18 protein-coding genes are annotated in these 15,432 nt (G+C 65.9%); 4 read left to right on the plus strand and 14 right to left on the minus strand.

The features are described 5' to 3' along the window. Positions 1 to 22: 22 nt before the first annotated feature. The 3 genes from NO366_RS03790 to NO366_RS03800 form a co-directional block, all read right to left on the minus strand. Complete coding sequence (locus NO366_RS03790) at positions 23 to 718, minus strand: TlpA family protein disulfide reductase (protein WP_256532989.1); 696 nt, start codon at positions 716 to 718, stop codon at positions 23 to 25. Between the two features lie 3 nt (positions 719 to 721). Beyond that, positions 722 to 1,531 (minus strand): SCO family protein, encoded by an 810-nt coding sequence (locus NO366_RS03795; RefSeq protein WP_256532990.1) that lies wholly within the window; start codon positions 1,529 to 1,531, stop codon positions 722 to 724. A gap of 200 nt (positions 1,532 to 1,731) precedes the next feature. Continuing rightward, positions 1,732 to 2,280 carry a metallophosphoesterase family protein gene (locus NO366_RS03800; RefSeq protein WP_256532991.1) on the minus strand — a complete coding sequence of 183 codons (549 nt, stop codon included), beginning with the start codon at positions 2,278 to 2,280 and terminating at the stop codon, positions 1,732 to 1,734. A gap of 263 nt (positions 2,281 to 2,543) precedes the next feature. Between NO366_RS03800 and NO366_RS03805 the strand changes: the two genes are divergently transcribed. Further along, on the plus strand, positions 2,544 to 3,737 hold the full coding sequence (locus NO366_RS03805; RefSeq protein ID WP_256532992.1) for a S1C family serine protease: 1,194 nt from the start codon (positions 2,544 to 2,546) through the stop codon (positions 3,735 to 3,737). 58 nt (positions 3,738 to 3,795) lie between these two features. On the opposite strand, the gene NO366_RS03810 is transcribed toward NO366_RS03805, so the two are convergent. Continuing rightward, positions 3,796 to 5,352 (minus strand): molybdopterin-dependent oxidoreductase, encoded by a 1,557-nt coding sequence (locus tag NO366_RS03810; RefSeq protein ID WP_256532993.1) that lies wholly within the window; start codon positions 5,350 to 5,352, stop codon positions 3,796 to 3,798. Positions 5,353 to 5,636: 284 nt separating this feature from the next. Between NO366_RS03810 and NO366_RS03815 the strand changes: the two genes are divergently transcribed. Both NO366_RS03815 and NO366_RS03820 read left to right on the plus strand, forming a co-directional pair. Next, entirely contained in the window at positions 5,637 to 6,155 is a 519-nt protein-coding gene (locus NO366_RS03815; RefSeq protein ID WP_256532994.1) for a hypothetical protein, read from the plus strand. A 244-nt stretch (positions 6,156 to 6,399) separates the two neighbouring features. Continuing rightward, entirely contained in the window at positions 6,400 to 7,161 is a 762-nt protein-coding gene (locus NO366_RS03820; RefSeq protein ID WP_256532995.1) for a glucose 1-dehydrogenase, read from the plus strand. Positions 7,162 to 7,472: 311 nt separating this feature from the next. Here NO366_RS03820 and NO366_RS03825 read toward each other — a convergent pair whose 3' ends face one another. The 10 genes from NO366_RS03825 to NO366_RS03870 all read right to left on the minus strand — a co-directional run bounded on the left by NO366_RS03825 (position 7,473) and on the right by NO366_RS03870 (position 13,787). After that, the gene (locus NO366_RS03825) at positions 7,473 to 7,922 is read right to left on the minus strand and encodes an HVO_A0114 family putative DNA-binding protein (protein ID WP_256532996.1); all 450 of its coding nucleotides are present in this window, start codon (positions 7,920 to 7,922) and stop codon (positions 7,473 to 7,475) included. A 24-nt stretch (positions 7,923 to 7,946) separates the two neighbouring features. Next, a complete protein-coding gene (locus NO366_RS03830; RefSeq protein ID WP_256532997.1) occupies positions 7,947 to 8,285 on the minus strand; it encodes a toxin-antitoxin system TumE family protein in 339 nt (112 codons plus the stop codon). A gap of 237 nt (positions 8,286 to 8,522) precedes the next feature. Beyond that, entirely contained in the window at positions 8,523 to 9,044 is a 522-nt protein-coding gene (locus NO366_RS03835) for a hypothetical protein (RefSeq protein ID WP_256532998.1), read from the minus strand. Between the two features lie 324 nt (positions 9,045 to 9,368). Then, entirely contained in the window at positions 9,369 to 9,965 is a 597-nt protein-coding gene (locus tag NO366_RS03840; RefSeq protein WP_256532999.1) for a cupredoxin domain-containing protein, read from the minus strand. Between the two features lie 5 nt (positions 9,966 to 9,970). Then, positions 9,971 to 10,321: an SHOCT domain-containing protein gene (locus tag NO366_RS03845; protein WP_256533000.1), complete on the minus strand. Its 351-nt coding sequence runs from the start codon at positions 10,319 to 10,321 to the stop codon at positions 9,971 to 9,973. Positions 10,322 to 10,326: 5 nt separating this feature from the next. After that, a complete protein-coding gene (locus NO366_RS03850; protein ID WP_256533001.1) occupies positions 10,327 to 10,752 on the minus strand; it encodes a DUF302 domain-containing protein in 426 nt (141 codons plus the stop codon). Positions 10,753 to 10,834: 82 nt separating this feature from the next. Beyond that, a complete protein-coding gene (locus NO366_RS03855; protein WP_256533002.1) occupies positions 10,835 to 11,179 on the minus strand; it encodes an SHOCT domain-containing protein in 345 nt (114 codons plus the stop codon). A 60-nt stretch (positions 11,180 to 11,239) separates the two neighbouring features. Beyond that, complete coding sequence (locus NO366_RS03860; RefSeq protein WP_256533003.1) at positions 11,240 to 11,524, minus strand: hypothetical protein; 285 nt, start codon at positions 11,522 to 11,524, stop codon at positions 11,240 to 11,242. A gap of 167 nt (positions 11,525 to 11,691) precedes the next feature. Continuing rightward, positions 11,692 to 12,279 (minus strand): helix-turn-helix transcriptional regulator, encoded by a 588-nt coding sequence (locus NO366_RS03865; protein ID WP_256533004.1) that lies wholly within the window; start codon positions 12,277 to 12,279, stop codon positions 11,692 to 11,694. Positions 12,280 to 12,395: 116 nt separating this feature from the next. Beyond that, positions 12,396 to 13,787, minus strand: coding sequence for a permease (locus NO366_RS03870; RefSeq protein ID WP_256533005.1), 1,392 nt, complete (start codon positions 13,785 to 13,787; stop codon positions 12,396 to 12,398). Positions 13,788 to 15,166: 1,379 nt separating this feature from the next. Between NO366_RS03870 and NO366_RS03875 the strand changes: the two genes are divergently transcribed. Beyond that, complete coding sequence (locus tag NO366_RS03875) at positions 15,167 to 15,430, plus strand: hypothetical protein (RefSeq protein WP_256533006.1); 264 nt, start codon at positions 15,167 to 15,169, stop codon at positions 15,428 to 15,430. Positions 15,431 to 15,432: the final 2 nt, after the last annotated feature.

Consider the following 15,432-nt stretch of genomic DNA (forward strand, 5'->3'; position numbering starts at 1 on the left):
GAGCGACGTGGTTCGTCTGGGTTCATGACTTCTCGTCCCGGACGGTTCCGCCGGCGGCGTCGATCTTCGCGAGTAACCGCTCGGTCGAGACGGCCCCCTGGTGCGTCCACTGGATGGTCCCCTCGGCGTCCGCGATCGCGGTCGACGGCGTTCCCGGCACGTTGAGCCGGATCGGGAGCCGCATCGTGGGATCGGAGGCGATGGTCCACTCGCCGCCGCCGTTCTCGTGCCACCAGGCCTCGATCTCGCCCGCCGAGACCTGCTCGCCGACGCGTTCCGACGTGATCGAGACGAACCGGACGTCGTCTCCGACCCGATCGTGGGCAGCCGTGACAGCGGGGAGGTTGTCCGCGCAGATCGGACACCAGGTCGCCCAGAACTCCATGACCGTGACGGTTCCCTCGATCGGGACGGTGAGCGAGCCGCCCTCGGTCCAGGGCAGGTCGACACGCTCGATCTCGACGGGCTCGCGGAGCTGCGGGTACGACGACGCACCGGCGTCGTCACCACCGGCCTCTCCGGACGACGTCGACCCGGTTTCGGTGGATCCGTCGCCCCCGGACCCGGCGGACGACGTGGATCCGTCGCCGTCCGATCCGCCGTCGGTCGACCCCGCGTTTCCGGCCGGTGCCGACGGCAACCCGCCGACGGCGATGGCGCCGCCGGATCCCAGGACGGCGAGACTCGCCGCGCCGGCGATGAGCTCCCGTCGATTCATACGTTATCCCTCGAGGACCGCGAGCATGTCTTCTTCGATCCTGGACGGTTCCGTCGTGGTCGCGTTCGGGTAGGCACGCTCGACGATTCCGTTCTCGTTCACCAGGAGGATGAACGCGAAGTGCGGGAACACGTAGTCGTCGCCGGTGGGTTCGCCGTCCTCCCAGCCGTCGGATTCGTTCCCGCCGTGCCCGCCGTCGCCGAGATTCGGCGTCAGGGGCAGGCCGAATCCGCCGTCTTCTGCGACCAGCGTCTCCTCGACGGCCGACCACGACTCGGGCCGGAGGAAGTACCAGTCCGCGGCCGCGGGATCGACGCCGAAGTCGTCGGCCTGCGCAGCGATCGCCCCTCTGTCGTCGCGACCAGGATCGAAGGTCACGGGGACGAACGCCGCGCCGTCTTCGAGTTCCTCGTCTCGGATCGTGAGATTGACCGTCACCAGCTGCTGTAAGAGGGCCGGACAGACGCCGTCCGGACAGTTGGTGTAGTAGAACGTGTAGAGCTGCGCTCGCTCGCCCTGGAAGTCCGTGTCCGACACTCGCACGTCGGCGAACGGGTCGGTGAAGGTGTACGACGGGACCCGATCACCGTACGTCGGGTGCGACGAGGCACTCAGATCGAGGTCGGGCGGACCGAGCACCGCCCCCTCCGCCTGCTCCAGGCCGGATCCGGGGTCGTCGGAGCCGGAACCGCCGCTCCCGGACCCGCTTCCCGCAGTACCGCCGTCGGTTAGCGATCCGGCGTCGTCGAGACACCCCGCCAGTCCCGAGAGGCCGCCCAGTCCGGCCGCACCCAGATACGAGCGCCGCTTCATACCCGACGCTGAGGAGACGAGCGATAAAGAAGGGACGGTTGTTCCACGAAACTGGGAAACGGGCCGGACGTGATCCGCACTGGCACGTTCGAATCTCGGCGACGAGCTCGCCTCGGAGACAGTGCCAAGGTCGCCTGGAGCGGTACGGACTCAGGTCTCGTCGGCCGTTGGGGACTCAGACATCGTGGACTGTTGGGGATTCAGACTTCGTGGAGCGTCACGTCGACTGCCCCGTCGTCGACGTCGACGGTGAACATGGTCGCCCGCTCCGCCGGATCGGCGCCGGTGACGGAGCCGGGGTTGAGCACCCGGACACCCTCGTAAACGTCGTCTTCGACCTGGTGGGTGTGGCCACCGACGCCGACGATCCCCTCGCCGTCCCAGGCGCGGGTTCGCGCACGGGCGGTATCCGCGATCGCCCGCTTCCAGTCGTCGGCGCTCATGACGAAGCCGTCGTCGCCGTACACCGCCGCCTCCACCGGGTTCAGTGTCCCGTGCGTGACGACGAAGGTGACGCCGTCGATCGTCACGTCGGCGACCGACGGCAGGACCGCGTCGGCCGGGTCGGCGTTGCCGTAGACGGCCGTGAGGTCCGCGGCGAGGTCGCGCACCTCGGCGAGGAACGCGGGCGTCTCGAAGTCACCGGCGTGGATCGTGTGCTCTGCGCTGGCGATGCGCTCGCGGAACGGGTCCGGGAGTTCGGTCTCACGTTCGGGGACGTGCGAATCCGAGATGATCGCGAGTGTCACGGTCGTGGATCGACCTGTCGGAGGAAATGCCTATCGGGACGATCGCGGCCGTCGTACAGCACGGAGGACGACAGGCGGACACCTTCGATCGCGGCCGTCGTCCAGCATCGAGGGGGACCGCCGGGCGGCATCGCTGGCGGTGGATCCTGGAACGGAGAGCACCTGGGTCGAGCGGCGACTCGTCGACGGGCGAAGGACAGTGCAGGCCGCCCTTATTTCCGATTCGTCGGTGGCTACAGTGTGGTATGGGCCGGATACGAACTATGGGCCGGATACGAACGCTGGCGCTCCTCTTCGTGACGGTGGCGATGGTCACCAGCGTCCCGATCGCAGGGGTAGCGGCGGGCGGCGAGGCGAGTACGAGTGGCACCGACAGCACGGCTGGGGAGGCGAGTACGAGTGACACCGACAGCACGGCTGGGGAGGCGGGAGCCTTCCAGACGGGAGCGACCGTCCCGCAGGCCCAGCCCCAGGCAAACCAGTCCCAGGGTGAACAGGCGCGAAACCGTACCGGCTGTAACTACGTCTCGCTCTACGAGGAGACGATCCCCTCCGTCGTCCAAGTACAGGTGGGAAGCGGACTCGGATCCGGCTTCGTCTACGAGGCGACCGGGAACGCGACGTTCGTGGTGACCAACCAGCACGTCGTCGGGGAGAACGAGTCGGTCGGCGTCAGGGCGAGCGACGGCGAGTTGTACGAGGGGGCGGTCGTCGGCGCGACCGCGTTCGCCGACCTCGCCGTGGTGCGCGTAAACGCCACGACGGATTCGATGGCGGCGCTCCCGCTCGCAGACGAGACGCCGCAGCCGGGTCAGCGCGTGGCGGCGCTCGGAAGTCCGTACGGCCTCGAGAGTACCATCACCTCGGGCATCGTCAGCGGGGTGAACCGGTCGATGCCGACCGAGGCGGGCCGCCTGCCCAACACGATCCAGACGGACGCGCCGATCAACCCGGGGAACAGCGGCGGGCCGCTGGTCGACTGCGCGAGCGGCGACGTCCTCGGCGTCAACCGCGCGGGCGGCGGCGAGAACATCGGCTTCGCCGTCTCGGCCAGGCTCGTCGAGCGGATCGTTCCCGAGCTCGTCGAGACCGGCGAGTACGCCTACCCGTTCCTCGGCGTCAGGACGCTCCCGCTCTCTCAGCTCATCGTCGACGCGAACGACCTGGACGTCACCGAAGGTGTCTACGTCGCTGGCGTCCTCGGTGAGACGGGCGCGAGCGAGGCGCTGCAGGGCGCTGACGAGTCGACGCAACTCGACGGCGCGACGGTTCCCGTGGGCGGCGACGTCATCGTCGCGGTCGACGGCCAGACCGTGACGACTCGGGAGGACCTCCTCTCGTACCTGCTGACCGAGACGCAACCGGAGGACACGATCGAGTTGACCGTCCTCCGCGACGGCGAGCGCGAGACTGTCGAGGTGACGCTGGGTGAACGCCCGCCGGTGAACGGGTCGTGAGACGGGTCGGTGAACGAACTGTCGGTCGCGTGCCCGGCTTCCCGACCGAACGGAGCGGTCACACGTCGATGCGACGACGGTGCCAGCCCGTCGAGCCTCGCGGTGTGGCCTCTCGCTCCTGTGCCGTCTGGACCTCCCCGTCGCGGGTGATCGCCCGGACGACGACGTCGACGGGCGACCGGTCCGGTGCATCGAATGCGTAGCGCCAGCGGCGCCACGCGTGTGGGCTGATCGGCTCTTCGAGGGTCGCTTCGTGCCACTGGCTACCGTTGGTGACGCTCACCTCGACGGTTTCGATCTCCTCGACGCCGCTCTGGAGGCCGCCGAAGGCGACGCCGCCCACCACCACGCTGTCGCCCCGGCGTTCCGCCCCGCGGATGTACGAGGCGGTGTTGACGACCGCTCGCTCGCTCCAGCCGCGCTCCTCCCAGTAGGCCTCGTGATCCGCCGCTCTGAGTTCGATGCGGGTGAGCCACTTGGTCATCTTCATCCCGTATCGGCCGGGGACGAGCAGGCGTGCGGGGAACCCGTGGTCCACGGAGAGCGCTCGGTCGCCCATCCCGAAGGCGATCAGGACGTCCTCGCGTTCGACCAGTTCGTACGGGATGGCCTCGCTGTAGCCGTCGACCGCGTGTGTGACCACGTCGACCGCTCCCTCCTGCGGTCCCGCGGTCTCGATCAGGTCCGAGAGTGGGACCCCCGTCCAGTGACTCGTGCCGACGAGGGGACCGCCGACGGGATTCGAGATACAGAGCAGGGTCGTCGTCTGTTCGACGCGGCGCTCGTGGGTGAGCAGATCGTCGTAAGAGAGCGAGTAGGGGTCGTCGACCGCCCCGTCGATGTCGAGCGTCCACGAGTCGGCGTCGATCGCGGGATCGGTGATGTTGATGTCGACGACGTAGTGCTCGTCGGGCGGCGTGACCGCGGCGGGCATCCCCTCGAAGTCGTAGGCGGACTCACCGGCGGGCGTTTCGACGGGGAACGGGAGCGGCTCACCCGCCCGCTCGGCCGCCGCGGGGGCGAACGATCGATCGAACACGGTTCGGAGGCCGACGGCCGAAACGAGTCCCGCTGCCGAGACGCCGCCGACGCGCCGGAGGAACGCACGCCGAGTCGACGACCGAGGGTCCACGGGCAGGAGTCTGCCCACGACCAGCGGCGCGGCGACGACCAGGACGAGCGCCGCGAGAGAGCGGATCGCGATGGGCGCCCCGGCGACGACGAAGAGCGCGACGGTCGCGAGCGTCCACGCGGCGACGGCGAGCGGCGAGCGGTGTGCGACGAGGACGTCGACGGGCCAGCGGTCGGTGTGCGACTCGAGTCGGGACCAGCCGATCGCCGCGACCGTCGTGAGCGCGAGGATCGCCGCGACGACACCCGCGACGAGTGCCGGCTGCGCGCCGAAACCGAGGGTCTCGATGGCTGTCGTCGCCAACCAGCCCGGTGCGCGGTGAACGAGTTCCTGGGCGAGAGCGACGACGGCGAACTCCCCGGTCAGCGGCGCGACGACCGCCAGACCGACGAGCCACGCTACGCCGGAGACGAGACCGATCGTCGCGGATCGGAGCCGTTCGGAGCGGTCAGTCGGACGAGCATCCGTGTCTGGGTGCGCCATGAACGAGGGGATTGGTAGATACTTACTAGCACGACACTGTACTAGTACGTTTGCATTACGTGGCGCGGACGGGTGGGCTCGTCGTTCGTCGGATCTGCGCGGTCAGACGCGGCGTTCATCGTACTACCGGGATCAGACCGGATGGGAACGCTCGAACCGGGACACTGCGGGGACAGGAAGCACGGCGGAGCCGTCGCTCCCGGGCGAACCGCTTCGCGACCACGATGGACGTAGCGGATCGAGCCACAGAGGTATTTTTATCCCCACACGTCGTAGGCCGAAGCATGTCGGCAGTCGTCACCACGATCCACGCCGCGTGTCGCAGATTCGGGCCCGGTCGGCTCCCGGGCGCCGACAAGCCGTCCCTCGGCGGCGGGTACGCGGCCGCGAGCGCGGCCGTCGTCGCCGCCTCGCTGTACGCCGCGGCGGCGTCGAGCACCGGCGTCGGACTGCTCGGTGCGAACGAGGCGGCGGTCGAGTTCGCCGCGTTCGCGCTCCCGTTCGTCGTCCCCGCGGCGTTTCTCGTGGGAGTCGCCGGCTGGCGACTCACCTCGCCGACGTCGCCGGCCGCCGGCCTCCTCGCCGGACTCGTCGGGACGGTCGCGACCTACATCGTGGCGGCCGCCATCTTCGGCGCGGTGGCCGTCGCCCTGTGGGCGCGCTCGTGGGACGGACTCCTGGAGGGCGCCACCTTCGCCTCGCTCCTCGCGTACGTCGGATTCCTCGAAACGTGGTGGGCGACGCTCCCCGTCGGCGGCCTCAGCGGCGTCGTGTACGCCAGCGTCGTCCGGCGGGGGCGGTGACGGTTCGGACGACGGTGTGGACGGACGTGACGTCGCGAGCGGATCCGGGTCGAGGCCCGCGACGATGCGCCCGCAGCGAACGACCGGTGACGCCCGTGTGACCTGCTCGTATCAGTGGTACCGAGCACACATATTTGGACGAGGCCGTCGTACGTTCATCGATGGGTCCGACACGCCACGCGGACGGACGATCGTGCATCGCACTCGATCCTCGACCGACGGCGGCCGTCGAGGTGACCGACCGATGAGAGGACTCGACGGGACGGTCGCACTGATCTCCGGCGCGTCCTCCGGCATCGGCCGCGCGACGGCGACGCGTTTCGCCGAGGAAGGGGCGAGCGTCGTCGTCGCGGATATCGACGCGGAGGGCGGCGAGGAGACGATCTCGAGGATCGCGAACGACGGTGGCGAGGCCACCTTCGTCGAGACGGACGTCACCGACCAGGACGACGTCGCGTCGGCGGTGGAGACCGCCGTGGACGCCTACGGCGGCCTCGACGTCGCGTTCAACAACGCCGGCATCGAGGGTGAGCAGGTCGGATTCGGCGACCAGAGCAACGACAACTGGGAGCGCGTGGTCGGCATCAACCTCTCGGGCGTCTTCTACGCCATGCGCGAGGAGATCCCGGCGATGCTCGAGAGTGGCGGTGGCGGGTCCATCGTCAACACGGCCTCGATCGCCGGCATCCTCGGCTTCCCGAATCTGAGCCCCTACGTCGCGAGCAAGCACGGCGTCGTCGGCCTGACGCGGTCTGCGGCCGTCGAGTTCGCCGCGGACGGGATCCGCGTCAACGCGGTCCTCCCGGGCGTCATCGACACGCCGATGGTCCAGCGCTCGGGCGAGGCCGACCCCGAGTCGACGGAGCAGACGGTCGCGGCGATCCCCGCCGACCGACTCGGCGAACCCGAGGAGATCGCTTCGACGGTCGCCTGGCTCGGCTCCGACGACGCCGCCTACGTCACCGGCCAGCCAATCACCGTCGACGGCGGCTACTCGGTGCAGTAGCGAGGAGGAGGTTCGCCGGGTCGTCCGTTCAGAGCGGGCAACGGCGGGACGTCCGTGCAGAGCGGGCAACGGCGGGCACCGGGCGGGCCACAGCGGTCACAGGGGTGTCCGTGCGGACCGCCGTCGGTGGACGGACCGGTGTGGACCGCCTCCCGTTCGATAGTACGCGTCGAGCGTCCCCGCTGCGCGGTACGCACCAATCGGCACCGACAGTTAGGTATCCCTCGGTGCACGGGATCGGACGGTGTCCGGTATCACGGTTTCTGGGAGTCGGGGAGGGGATTCCGGAGAGCTGGCCTACAGAACGTCGATCACGGTGCGGAAGCTGCCCTGTCGCCAGTCTCTGGATCGAACGGGAGGTTGATAACGAGTTCGTCGAACCAGACGACCGGGCGCTTACGCTGGCCCGCTTCCTCGAAGAAGATGATGCCTAGCTGTGCGAGCTGACTGAGTTCCTCGTGGACGTTCTTCACGTCCCGGTCGACGACCCGTGCGGTTTCGTTGATACTGGCTGGCTCTTCCTGGCGAATGGTTTCGATGAGATCGAGGACGCGTGCCGTCAGCGTCTTCATCAAGTCGTCGTAGCTGGTGAACGAGAGCGTCGGCGTGGACTCCACCGCCTCGGACCGTTCGAGGGCCGCAATCTCGTCAGTGACGTCGTTGTAGAACTCACTAGACGACTTCACGGTCACGACGAGCGTTGATTCGGCCCGAAGCTGTTCGCGCTCCATCGGGTGCAGCGGCGGTGTGGTATCGTTCATGGGTATCACCGTGGTGTGATGGTCTCACGCGACCTCGAACTCGGATTTCGGGACCTCGTTCCAGAACCGTTCCCACAGTTCGACCATCCCGGGGAACGTGATGCTGTCCGGGTGTGGGTCCGGTGCAACGTGCAGTTCGTGCCCTTTGGTGTCCTCGTGAGAGTTGTCGTACCGACGAATCGTCCCATCGTCGAGCGTGCGGGGCGGGTCCGGCTCCGTCGCGCCGTAGTGAAGCTTGTAGGCCCACCCAGACGGGTACGCATCACGGTCTGTCCGCATGCAAAACACGCGGACGACGATCCCGTCGGGGTACGTCCGTCCCTCGCTCACGCCATCCAGGTCGTCGTCGGTCAGTGAGGCCATCCCCGGCTATTGGTATACGGGCCAATAGAATAAGGCTATTGGTATACAGACCAATGGAGACCGCGAACAGGAATCCACGCAAGTGTCCCAAATGTGACCGAGTACGAGATCTACGGCGACGAGCGCGAGTTCGTCGAGGAGGCCTGCCGGTCGCACCTGCGGGAACGCACCGACGACACGGTGATTACCGCGCTTCGGCTGGACCAGCTACTGGCACCGGCAGAGCGAAACGGCGAGTCAGTGCCCGACATCGACGCCAAACTCGACGAACTCGGCGAGAACGTCGATCCGGCGAACCTCGAGCGAGCGGTCTACGCAGCGCGGGACGAGACAGCCGATCGGGTGTACGGATCCGACGCGCGAAGATCCTCGATACGAACCTGTGGGTCTTCGGGACGTTGCGAACCGACGAGCGGACCGCTCGGCTGCTCGCCACAATCGATCGAGGCGAGACGACGTTGGCGACATTCCGAACCGATCGAAGCACGCCGGCCAGGCGCCGACGTCGGACTCGCGGACGGCGACGGACGGCGGATAGTGCTCGGGGTCACGAGCGACCTGATAGCCGCCGCGGGTCCAGACGTAGACCGCGTCGATGGTGGTGAACGCGTACGCCAGCCCGGCGAACTCCGGGAGAACGTAGGCGTCCGGGATCGTCTCCCGATTCTCGTCGATCGTTCGCGCGACGGCCGAGATGGAATTACCCGGGTCGATCGCGAGCATCACCGTGCGTTCCCGCTCGCCACACACCTCGCACATCCTATAGATGCACAATACTGTGCAACCACCAAAATTGGTACTCTTCTTCGGCGGCGCGCTGGGTCTGGTGACGTATCTGAACGCCCGCCACGAGAGGGTATCGCTCAGATACGCGGCTCCGGTAAGAACTTATTCTTCAGACATAATATCGCGTGAAACAGCCGCCCAGTAGGTGGGCGAGTTGACTACCAACGTTTCTGTCATCATCGGTAGGAGTTCATCGTGGCGTGCTGAATACAGGGCGCGTATCGATCGTGGTCGATCGACTCTGACCACGAAGGGTAACGAGAACAACGCCTGGTCGAACGTAGTGCTGGCTTTGCCCTATCGGACAATTAGACCCCCGTCGAGGTACATGTACGGGTGGCCATATCCACAGTAGGTCATGCAACTGAGCGTATAGTCGCCGCGCTGGGACGCAGTCACCGTGTCGACCGTCGGTCTCGTCGTATCAGTAGGAAGCGCGAGTGGATGCATCCGAATCCCGCTCCCCATATGGTTCCCCCCGGAGGGGACGACGGTAACGCTGTGGTCAGGATAACGGTCGTTCGCCGCCTCCAGCGCCTCGTGTAGATCACCGTCGTTCGGGGCGGGGATCCGTTCTTCGTTGCGTTCCTCCAGTTCGTGGTGTTCCGGAACGGCACTCCGGACCGACGCGGGAAGCGACTCGAACGCCTGCTCAGCGCCGGTGTTGAAGGCGACGAGTTCGATCGACGTGCCGCGATCGACGGCTATCTGCTCTCGTTCTGCGCCACCCTCATCTACTAGAATGAAGCCCCAGTGGTAGGCCCCGATGTAAACCGTCCGATCAACGGATCCGTCACCGCCAGGAAGTCGATCGGACAGACAGCCGGCGATCCCTGCGATCCCCGCCGTCGAACCGAGGGTGCTCAGGAATCCACGACGAGTCGCGGGCGCCATAGAGCCTAGTCCTCCCTCTGGAGTCGATCGCGGCGCGATTCGTACTCCTCTTCGGAGAGGTCGCCTCTCGCGTAGGCCATCCGCAACTCTTCCATTTCGGGACGGTGCGATGACTGGGTTCCGGCCACCTGCCGGATGATGAGGTAGCCCCCACCGAGGAGAAGGAGGAGGAAGGCGAGCGGAACGAGCATTCCGACGAGCGGCCACCACCCGCCAGTCCCTCCGTAGGGCCCCATTCCACCATATCCCATCATGCCGCCGAATCCCATCCCCATCGTGAGCAACGGGAGGGCGATAAGTACCCCGAGGATCAGGAGCACGATGGTCGTGGTGTCGAGTTGGCTCGACGATGACATGAGATTCAGTCCCCCGACGTGGATTCCGCGGTTTCGTGTTCCTGCGACAGGGCTTCGAGCACGCGTTCGAACCGGTCTGCAACCTCGGTCCCGATCGATGCGAGTGCGTCGTTGTCGGTGAGTCCGACGAGGCGTCGCGGATCGACCGCGCTGACGACGACGTCACCGTCATCCGCTTCGTAGACGATGACGTTACACGGAAGCAGTGCACCCAGTTCGACGTCCTCTGTCAGCCCCTCGTGGGCCAGTGGTGGATTGCAGGCGCCGAGGATCCGGTACTGCTGGAACTCCTCCCCGAGTTTCTCGTCGAGCGTCGCCTGCATGTCGATGTCACAGAGGACGCCGAATCCGTCGTCGTCGAGCGCTGCGATGGTCGTCTCGACGACGTCGTCGAAATCGCCGGTCACGGATTTCTGTATGGTGTAGGTCATAGTTATCGTACCCCGGATAGCGAAGTTAATTGTTGGCCTGCCCTGGCGGGCAGGTGCGGTTTTCCCGCACTAGTCTGTCCGGTCATCCTGCACGTTCGAGTCGCTCTCGCCGTCGCTCGTACTCTTCCTCGGAGAGGTCGCCGCGGGCGTAGCGATCGCGGAGAACCGACAGCGACCGCTCGTCAGTCCTGCCGGATCCCAGGCTGAGGAGTGACGAGCCGACGTAGAGCACGGCGGCGACGAGGAGGCCCATCCAGAGGAGCCCCATCGTTCCGCCGAAGAGGCCCCACCCGCCACCCATCATGCCGCCGTCGTAGCTCCCGCCGCCGTGGGCGGCGACCGTCCCCGTCGCCGTTCCTGCCAGTGAAACGGCGAGGATCGATGCTCGACGAACCGTGCGTCCGACCGTGGTGGTGAGTTGCGTCATTGGTTTCGTGTGTTCAGTGAGTGGTGATTCGAACCTGACGAGTCGAACCGTCAGGGGCCGTTAGCAGCCGGGCCCCTGGCCGTTCATCCCGCCGGCGGTGTGGTTCCGGGCAGCCGTCTCGTGGGGCATGTCGTCGCCGGCCACGCCCATGTGCGATTGCATTTCTGCGATGGTACCGGAGCCCACGTGGCCATCCATCCAGGCGGCCCAGGTACCGCCGTCGTGGGTGTCCGTCTCGTCCGCCACCGGTTCGTCGCCGTGTGCGCCGACCACCGAGACGGCGATCGCGAGTCCGACGATTGCGAGCACCGCGAGCAGCCAGCGTCCGAGGGTGGTGTCGGTCATTGGTTGGCACCTCAGGTAGTCCTACAGGGGGATACCGGTTATCCCCGTGGGTGTGAACACACGCAGGAGATCGTTCGAGAACGTGTATAGGGCGATCTAACCGTTTCGTTCAGCGAAGACCGTTCATCCATGCCAAATTCGCGGGGTACGGCCCCGGAGGCCGGTCGCTACTGACCTGGCCGGCGCTGCTGCAAGTCGTCGCTCGGGTAGATTCGGTAGGTGCGCCCCTGGCGTTCCCGGTACAGCAGGCCGCGCTCCTCGAGCGCGCTCAGGGTCTGGCTCACCTTGCTCTTCGAGAAATCGGAGCGGTCGCGCAGCTCGATCTGTGTGACGCCGGGTGACTCCAGTACGGGTTCGAGGACGCGCCGCTCGTCGTCCGGCAACAGATCGAGGACGCGCTCCCGGGGGTTCGCCTCGGGGGTGGGTGACGCCGCCGGCTGATCGGTAGTGGCCGTCGGTTCGGCTGGACCCATCCGTTCGGACTCGAGAGTCGCACGCTCCCCGTTCGGCGCCGACAGTTCCTCCCGGATCAGGAGGTAGACGCCGCCGATCGCAGCCGCGACGAGGATCGTCAGGAACGCGACCCACAGCGGGTTCGGGCCGTGCATCGACCCCATCGACGTCTCCATCATCGAGCCCATCGACTGATCGAGGGCGCGGCGCTGGCGATACGCTTGCCAGGTGAGGGCGGCGCCCCCGAGGAGCACCACCCCGAGAATGACGGCGACGGCGGCGTCCGCTCGGTCCCGGTTCATTGTACTCATCCAAGCTGCGTGTGCTGGTCGCTCATACCTTTCGTTCGTGGTCGACCGCAGAATCGCTTGTGGTTCGGTTCGCCGATGCTCGGGGCCGATCCCCCGCAGCGTCGTCGTCAATGTTCGTGGTCGTGATCGTGGTGTTCGACGTCCGGCCCCTGCCCTGCAAATTCCGTGGGATCGGTCTCGAACGTGCGCTTGCAGGTGTTCGAACAGAAGTAGTACGTCTCGCCCTCGTACGTGTGACGCGGCCCGTCGTCGGTCCGCATTCCACACACCGGATCCCGGTACTGCCCGGGAGCCCCCAGACCGCGTCGGTACACGTAGAAGAGAAAGCCCGAGAGTGCGAACGCGATCACGTTGAGGTAGAAGGTGTAGTTCAGTTCGAAGTAGGTCTGCTCGCTCGCGGTCGTGCCGCCGGCGAGATCGGGGACGATTCCCAGGACGTCGAACAGTTGTTCCATAAGAAAGCCCGTGAACGCCATCGTCACGAAGAACACGCCGAGGATGTAGGCCATCACTTTCCAGCCGTAGTACTTGCGGTAGACGTTGAGCACGGGAACCGTGATGAGGTCGGCGTAGACGAACGCGATGACGCCGGCGAAGCTCACGCCGCCACCCCAGAGCGCGACGGCGAAGGGGACGTTCCCCATGCTCCCGACGAAACTGACGACGGCGATGGCCACGCCCATAACCGCGTTCTCGGCGCTGACCAGCACCCCCTCGCCCTGGAGGAAGAGCGTGTTCCAGACCCACTGCGGGACGAACACGATGACGAACCCCGAGATCAGAAAGCCCGCGATCACGTCCGTGTAGAGCATCGACCACTCCTTGCGATACTGGTTGCCGACTTTGTACCAGCCGCCCCACGACAGCAGTTCGTCTCGCCAGCCACCGCCGCTGGCCGCTTGCTGCTGATAGGTTTCCAAACACCCCTCCGAGCAAAACCGCAGCGTCTCGCCGCCGTCCGTCACGATCGAATACTCGTCCGTGCCTTCCATCCCGCAGGTCGGATCCGTTGAAACGTCGTGATCGTGATCGCGCTGATTCAGCTCGGCGCGAACCTCCTCGAAAAGGCTCTCCGGAAGCGTCAGGTGCACAATCCCCGCCATTACCGCGATGAGAATGAGACCGCCGAGTAACTCGGCGACGAGGAACTCCCAGCCGAGCAGGATGAGGATCATCAACCCGAGTTCGACGATGAGGTTCGTCGAGGCGAACATGAACGCGAGAAAGTTGACGACGTGGGCCCCTTTCGTGAAGAGGCCCTTCCCGATGGCGACGGCTCCGAAGCTACAGCCGCTGCTGGCGGCACCGAACAGCGTTGCCTTCGTGACGCCCGCGATGTCGCCCTCACCGAGCACGCCGGCCATCCGCTCCTTCGAGACGTAGACCTGGACGAGACTCGTGATCACCAGCCCCATGATGATCGCCCAGGCGGCGGTCCAGAGAAAGCCGACGCCGATCCGGAGCGACTCCAGGACACCGTCTACGGGGACTGTTTGCATATATAGACTATCGTAGCCATCGGCTTTGTTTGTTGTTCTTAGCAACGTAAAGTTGTAGTCCCTCATAACTATGGATACGAAGGTGGAGTTAGCTCTCGGCTGTAACCTACGGTTCGAGGATGGGCCTCTGGAGCTCGATCACTGACGGTCACTGGGCTTCTTCGAACAGCGACTCGAAGCCGAGGCCTCCACGTCGACGTCGTACTCGCAACTCGCGTGCCGACTTCCCGGGTGTGAACTCGATTCGTATCGATGGCCTGATGGAATTCTCAGCCGGTGATAGATTTCGAGGGTTGTGCTGAGAGTTGACCACGAGCATTCGCGCGAACGAGCGGTCCGACGGACCCGGTAGTGAGCGCGATTCACCGGTCGATCGGAGCGAGACCGGCTTTTTGGCACGAACGGGTTTTCGCCGAGCGGTGCGCGAAGCGCACCCGAGGCGAAAAGAGGTTCGTCTGTATCGACCGAAACCGATGCGAGATCCATCGATTGCTGCTGCTATCGACAGAGCCAGAGACGCGACGGTGGCTGGCACGGGAGACCTGGGGAGGAATACTAGGGACCGGTGCTCGTGTGGCGCGTCGCCGCAGATGCGTTCCGGACGAGACCGCGGTGATGGATCTCGGACGCCAGGTGGACGGACCGTCCGGCACATCCCGCCGGTGTCCGTGACGAAGACCACGTCGTGTCTCGGCCGGCAGTCCACGACGGGACCGGCGCGCGTTTGAGACGCAGGTCGGTGGCGTTCGAACACGCGGCCGACGTTCGAGACGGTCAGTGAGGGGCCGGTCGCATGCCAATGGGAGTGTGTGAGCGTATGTCGAGCGAGACGACGCGCGGTCAGGGGAGAGGGTCGTGCAGAAGGATCCGGTGGAAGCGACGAGCGGGAGACTCCGGCCGGGAGAATCTGGAAGGCCAGGAATGAGGCAGGGTACAGTACACCCCATGGGAGAATTGCATCCGGGGTATCTAACACGGAAGTGGGAACCCGTGGCGATTTTCGAATCCAAATGTGGTATCGACCACAGTTCTCCAAAAATGTCGAGGGGGAGTGTCCCCAATCACCCAAAATACCCCCAATATCCAGTAGATATATTACACATCACTCCGTAGACCAACCCGGAAGCTCGCGTCTCCATCACAGCCGCATGGGGCATGCGCGCCGGAGAAATGCCCCGGGTGCTAGAGACACCCGAGACGCGGCTTCCAAATCGGAGCCCCGATTTGGTCACCATGTTCCACAACACACCGTCGAGACAAAAAGGTCTCGCCCGCTCTCGGTTTCGGGAGTCGAATCGCTACCCGCCGTTCACTTTCGTTTTCGGGGATTGGGGGCCGAGCTCTACCGGGTGGTCAGTGCGATTCCGGGGTGAGCTCGGATGAAGTCCATCGAAGCGACGAGCGGCGCCCGCGAGACGACTCAGCTCCGGGAGTGTTACCGGTGTGATCGTGACGTGGGGCCGGCGGAGCTCTTCAGAATCGACGTGGCACCGCCAGCGATGCTGGAAGCGCGATACGCGGACTCGGTTCGGTACTGCTGTGAACACTGCGCGGCGGCGATGAACCTCTCGGAGTTCTCGGAGTGGGTGAAAACCGGTGCTCGTCAAGAACAGCCGCGATCACATCGGGAACGGCCGCGGTAACG

The sequence above is a fragment of the Halovivax cerinus genome (assembly GCF_024498195.1).
In the GTDB taxonomy this organism is placed as follows: Archaea; Halobacteriota; Halobacteria; order Halobacteriales; family Natrialbaceae; genus Halovivax; species Halovivax cerinus.

Excerpts from the sequence above, each read along its gene's own strand:
- NO366_RS03790 (WP_256532989.1), bottom strand. The coding sequence starts at position 718 with ATGAATCGACGGGAGCTCATCGCCGGCGCGGCGAGTCTCGCCGTCCTG.
- NO366_RS03795 (WP_256532990.1), bottom strand. The coding sequence starts at position 1,531 with ATGAAGCGGCGCTCGTATCTGGGTGCGGCCGGACTGGGCGGCCTCTCG.
- NO366_RS03805 (WP_256532992.1), top strand. The coding sequence starts at position 2,544 with ATGGGCCGGATACGAACGCTGGCGCTCCTCTTCGTGACGGTGGCGATG.
- NO366_RS03810 (WP_256532993.1), bottom strand. The coding sequence starts at position 5,352 with ATGGCGCACCCAGACACGGATGCTCGTCCGACTGACCGCTCCGAACGG.
- NO366_RS03815 (WP_256532994.1), top strand. The coding sequence starts at position 5,637 with ATGTCGGCAGTCGTCACCACGATCCACGCCGCGTGTCGCAGATTCGGG.
- NO366_RS03820 (WP_256532995.1), top strand. The coding sequence starts at position 6,400 with ATGAGAGGACTCGACGGGACGGTCGCACTGATCTCCGGCGCGTCCTCC.
- NO366_RS03825 (WP_256532996.1), bottom strand. The coding sequence starts at position 7,922 with ATGAACGATACCACACCGCCGCTGCACCCGATGGAGCGCGAACAGCTT.
- NO366_RS03830 (WP_256532997.1), bottom strand. The coding sequence starts at position 8,285 with ATGGCCTCACTGACCGACGACGACCTGGATGGCGTGAGCGAGGGACGG.
- NO366_RS03835 (WP_256532998.1), bottom strand. The coding sequence starts at position 9,044 with ATGTGCGAGGTGTGTGGCGAGCGGGAACGCACGGTGATGCTCGCGATC.
- NO366_RS03840 (WP_256532999.1), bottom strand. The coding sequence starts at position 9,965 with ATGGCGCCCGCGACTCGTCGTGGATTCCTGAGCACCCTCGGTTCGACG.
- NO366_RS03845 (WP_256533000.1), bottom strand. The coding sequence starts at position 10,321 with ATGTCATCGTCGAGCCAACTCGACACCACGACCATCGTGCTCCTGATC.
- NO366_RS03850 (WP_256533001.1), bottom strand. The coding sequence starts at position 10,752 with ATGACCTACACCATACAGAAATCCGTGACCGGCGATTTCGACGACGTC.
- NO366_RS03855 (WP_256533002.1), bottom strand. The coding sequence starts at position 11,179 with ATGACGCAACTCACCACCACGGTCGGACGCACGGTTCGTCGAGCATCG.
- NO366_RS03860 (WP_256533003.1), bottom strand. The coding sequence starts at position 11,524 with ATGACCGACACCACCCTCGGACGCTGGCTGCTCGCGGTGCTCGCAATC.
- NO366_RS03865 (WP_256533004.1), bottom strand. The coding sequence starts at position 12,279 with ATGAACCGGGACCGAGCGGACGCCGCCGTCGCCGTCATTCTCGGGGTG.
- NO366_RS03870 (WP_256533005.1), bottom strand. The coding sequence starts at position 13,787 with ATGCAAACAGTCCCCGTAGACGGTGTCCTGGAGTCGCTCCGGATCGGC.
- NO366_RS03875 (WP_256533006.1), top strand. The coding sequence starts at position 15,167 with ATGAAGTCCATCGAAGCGACGAGCGGCGCCCGCGAGACGACTCAGCTC.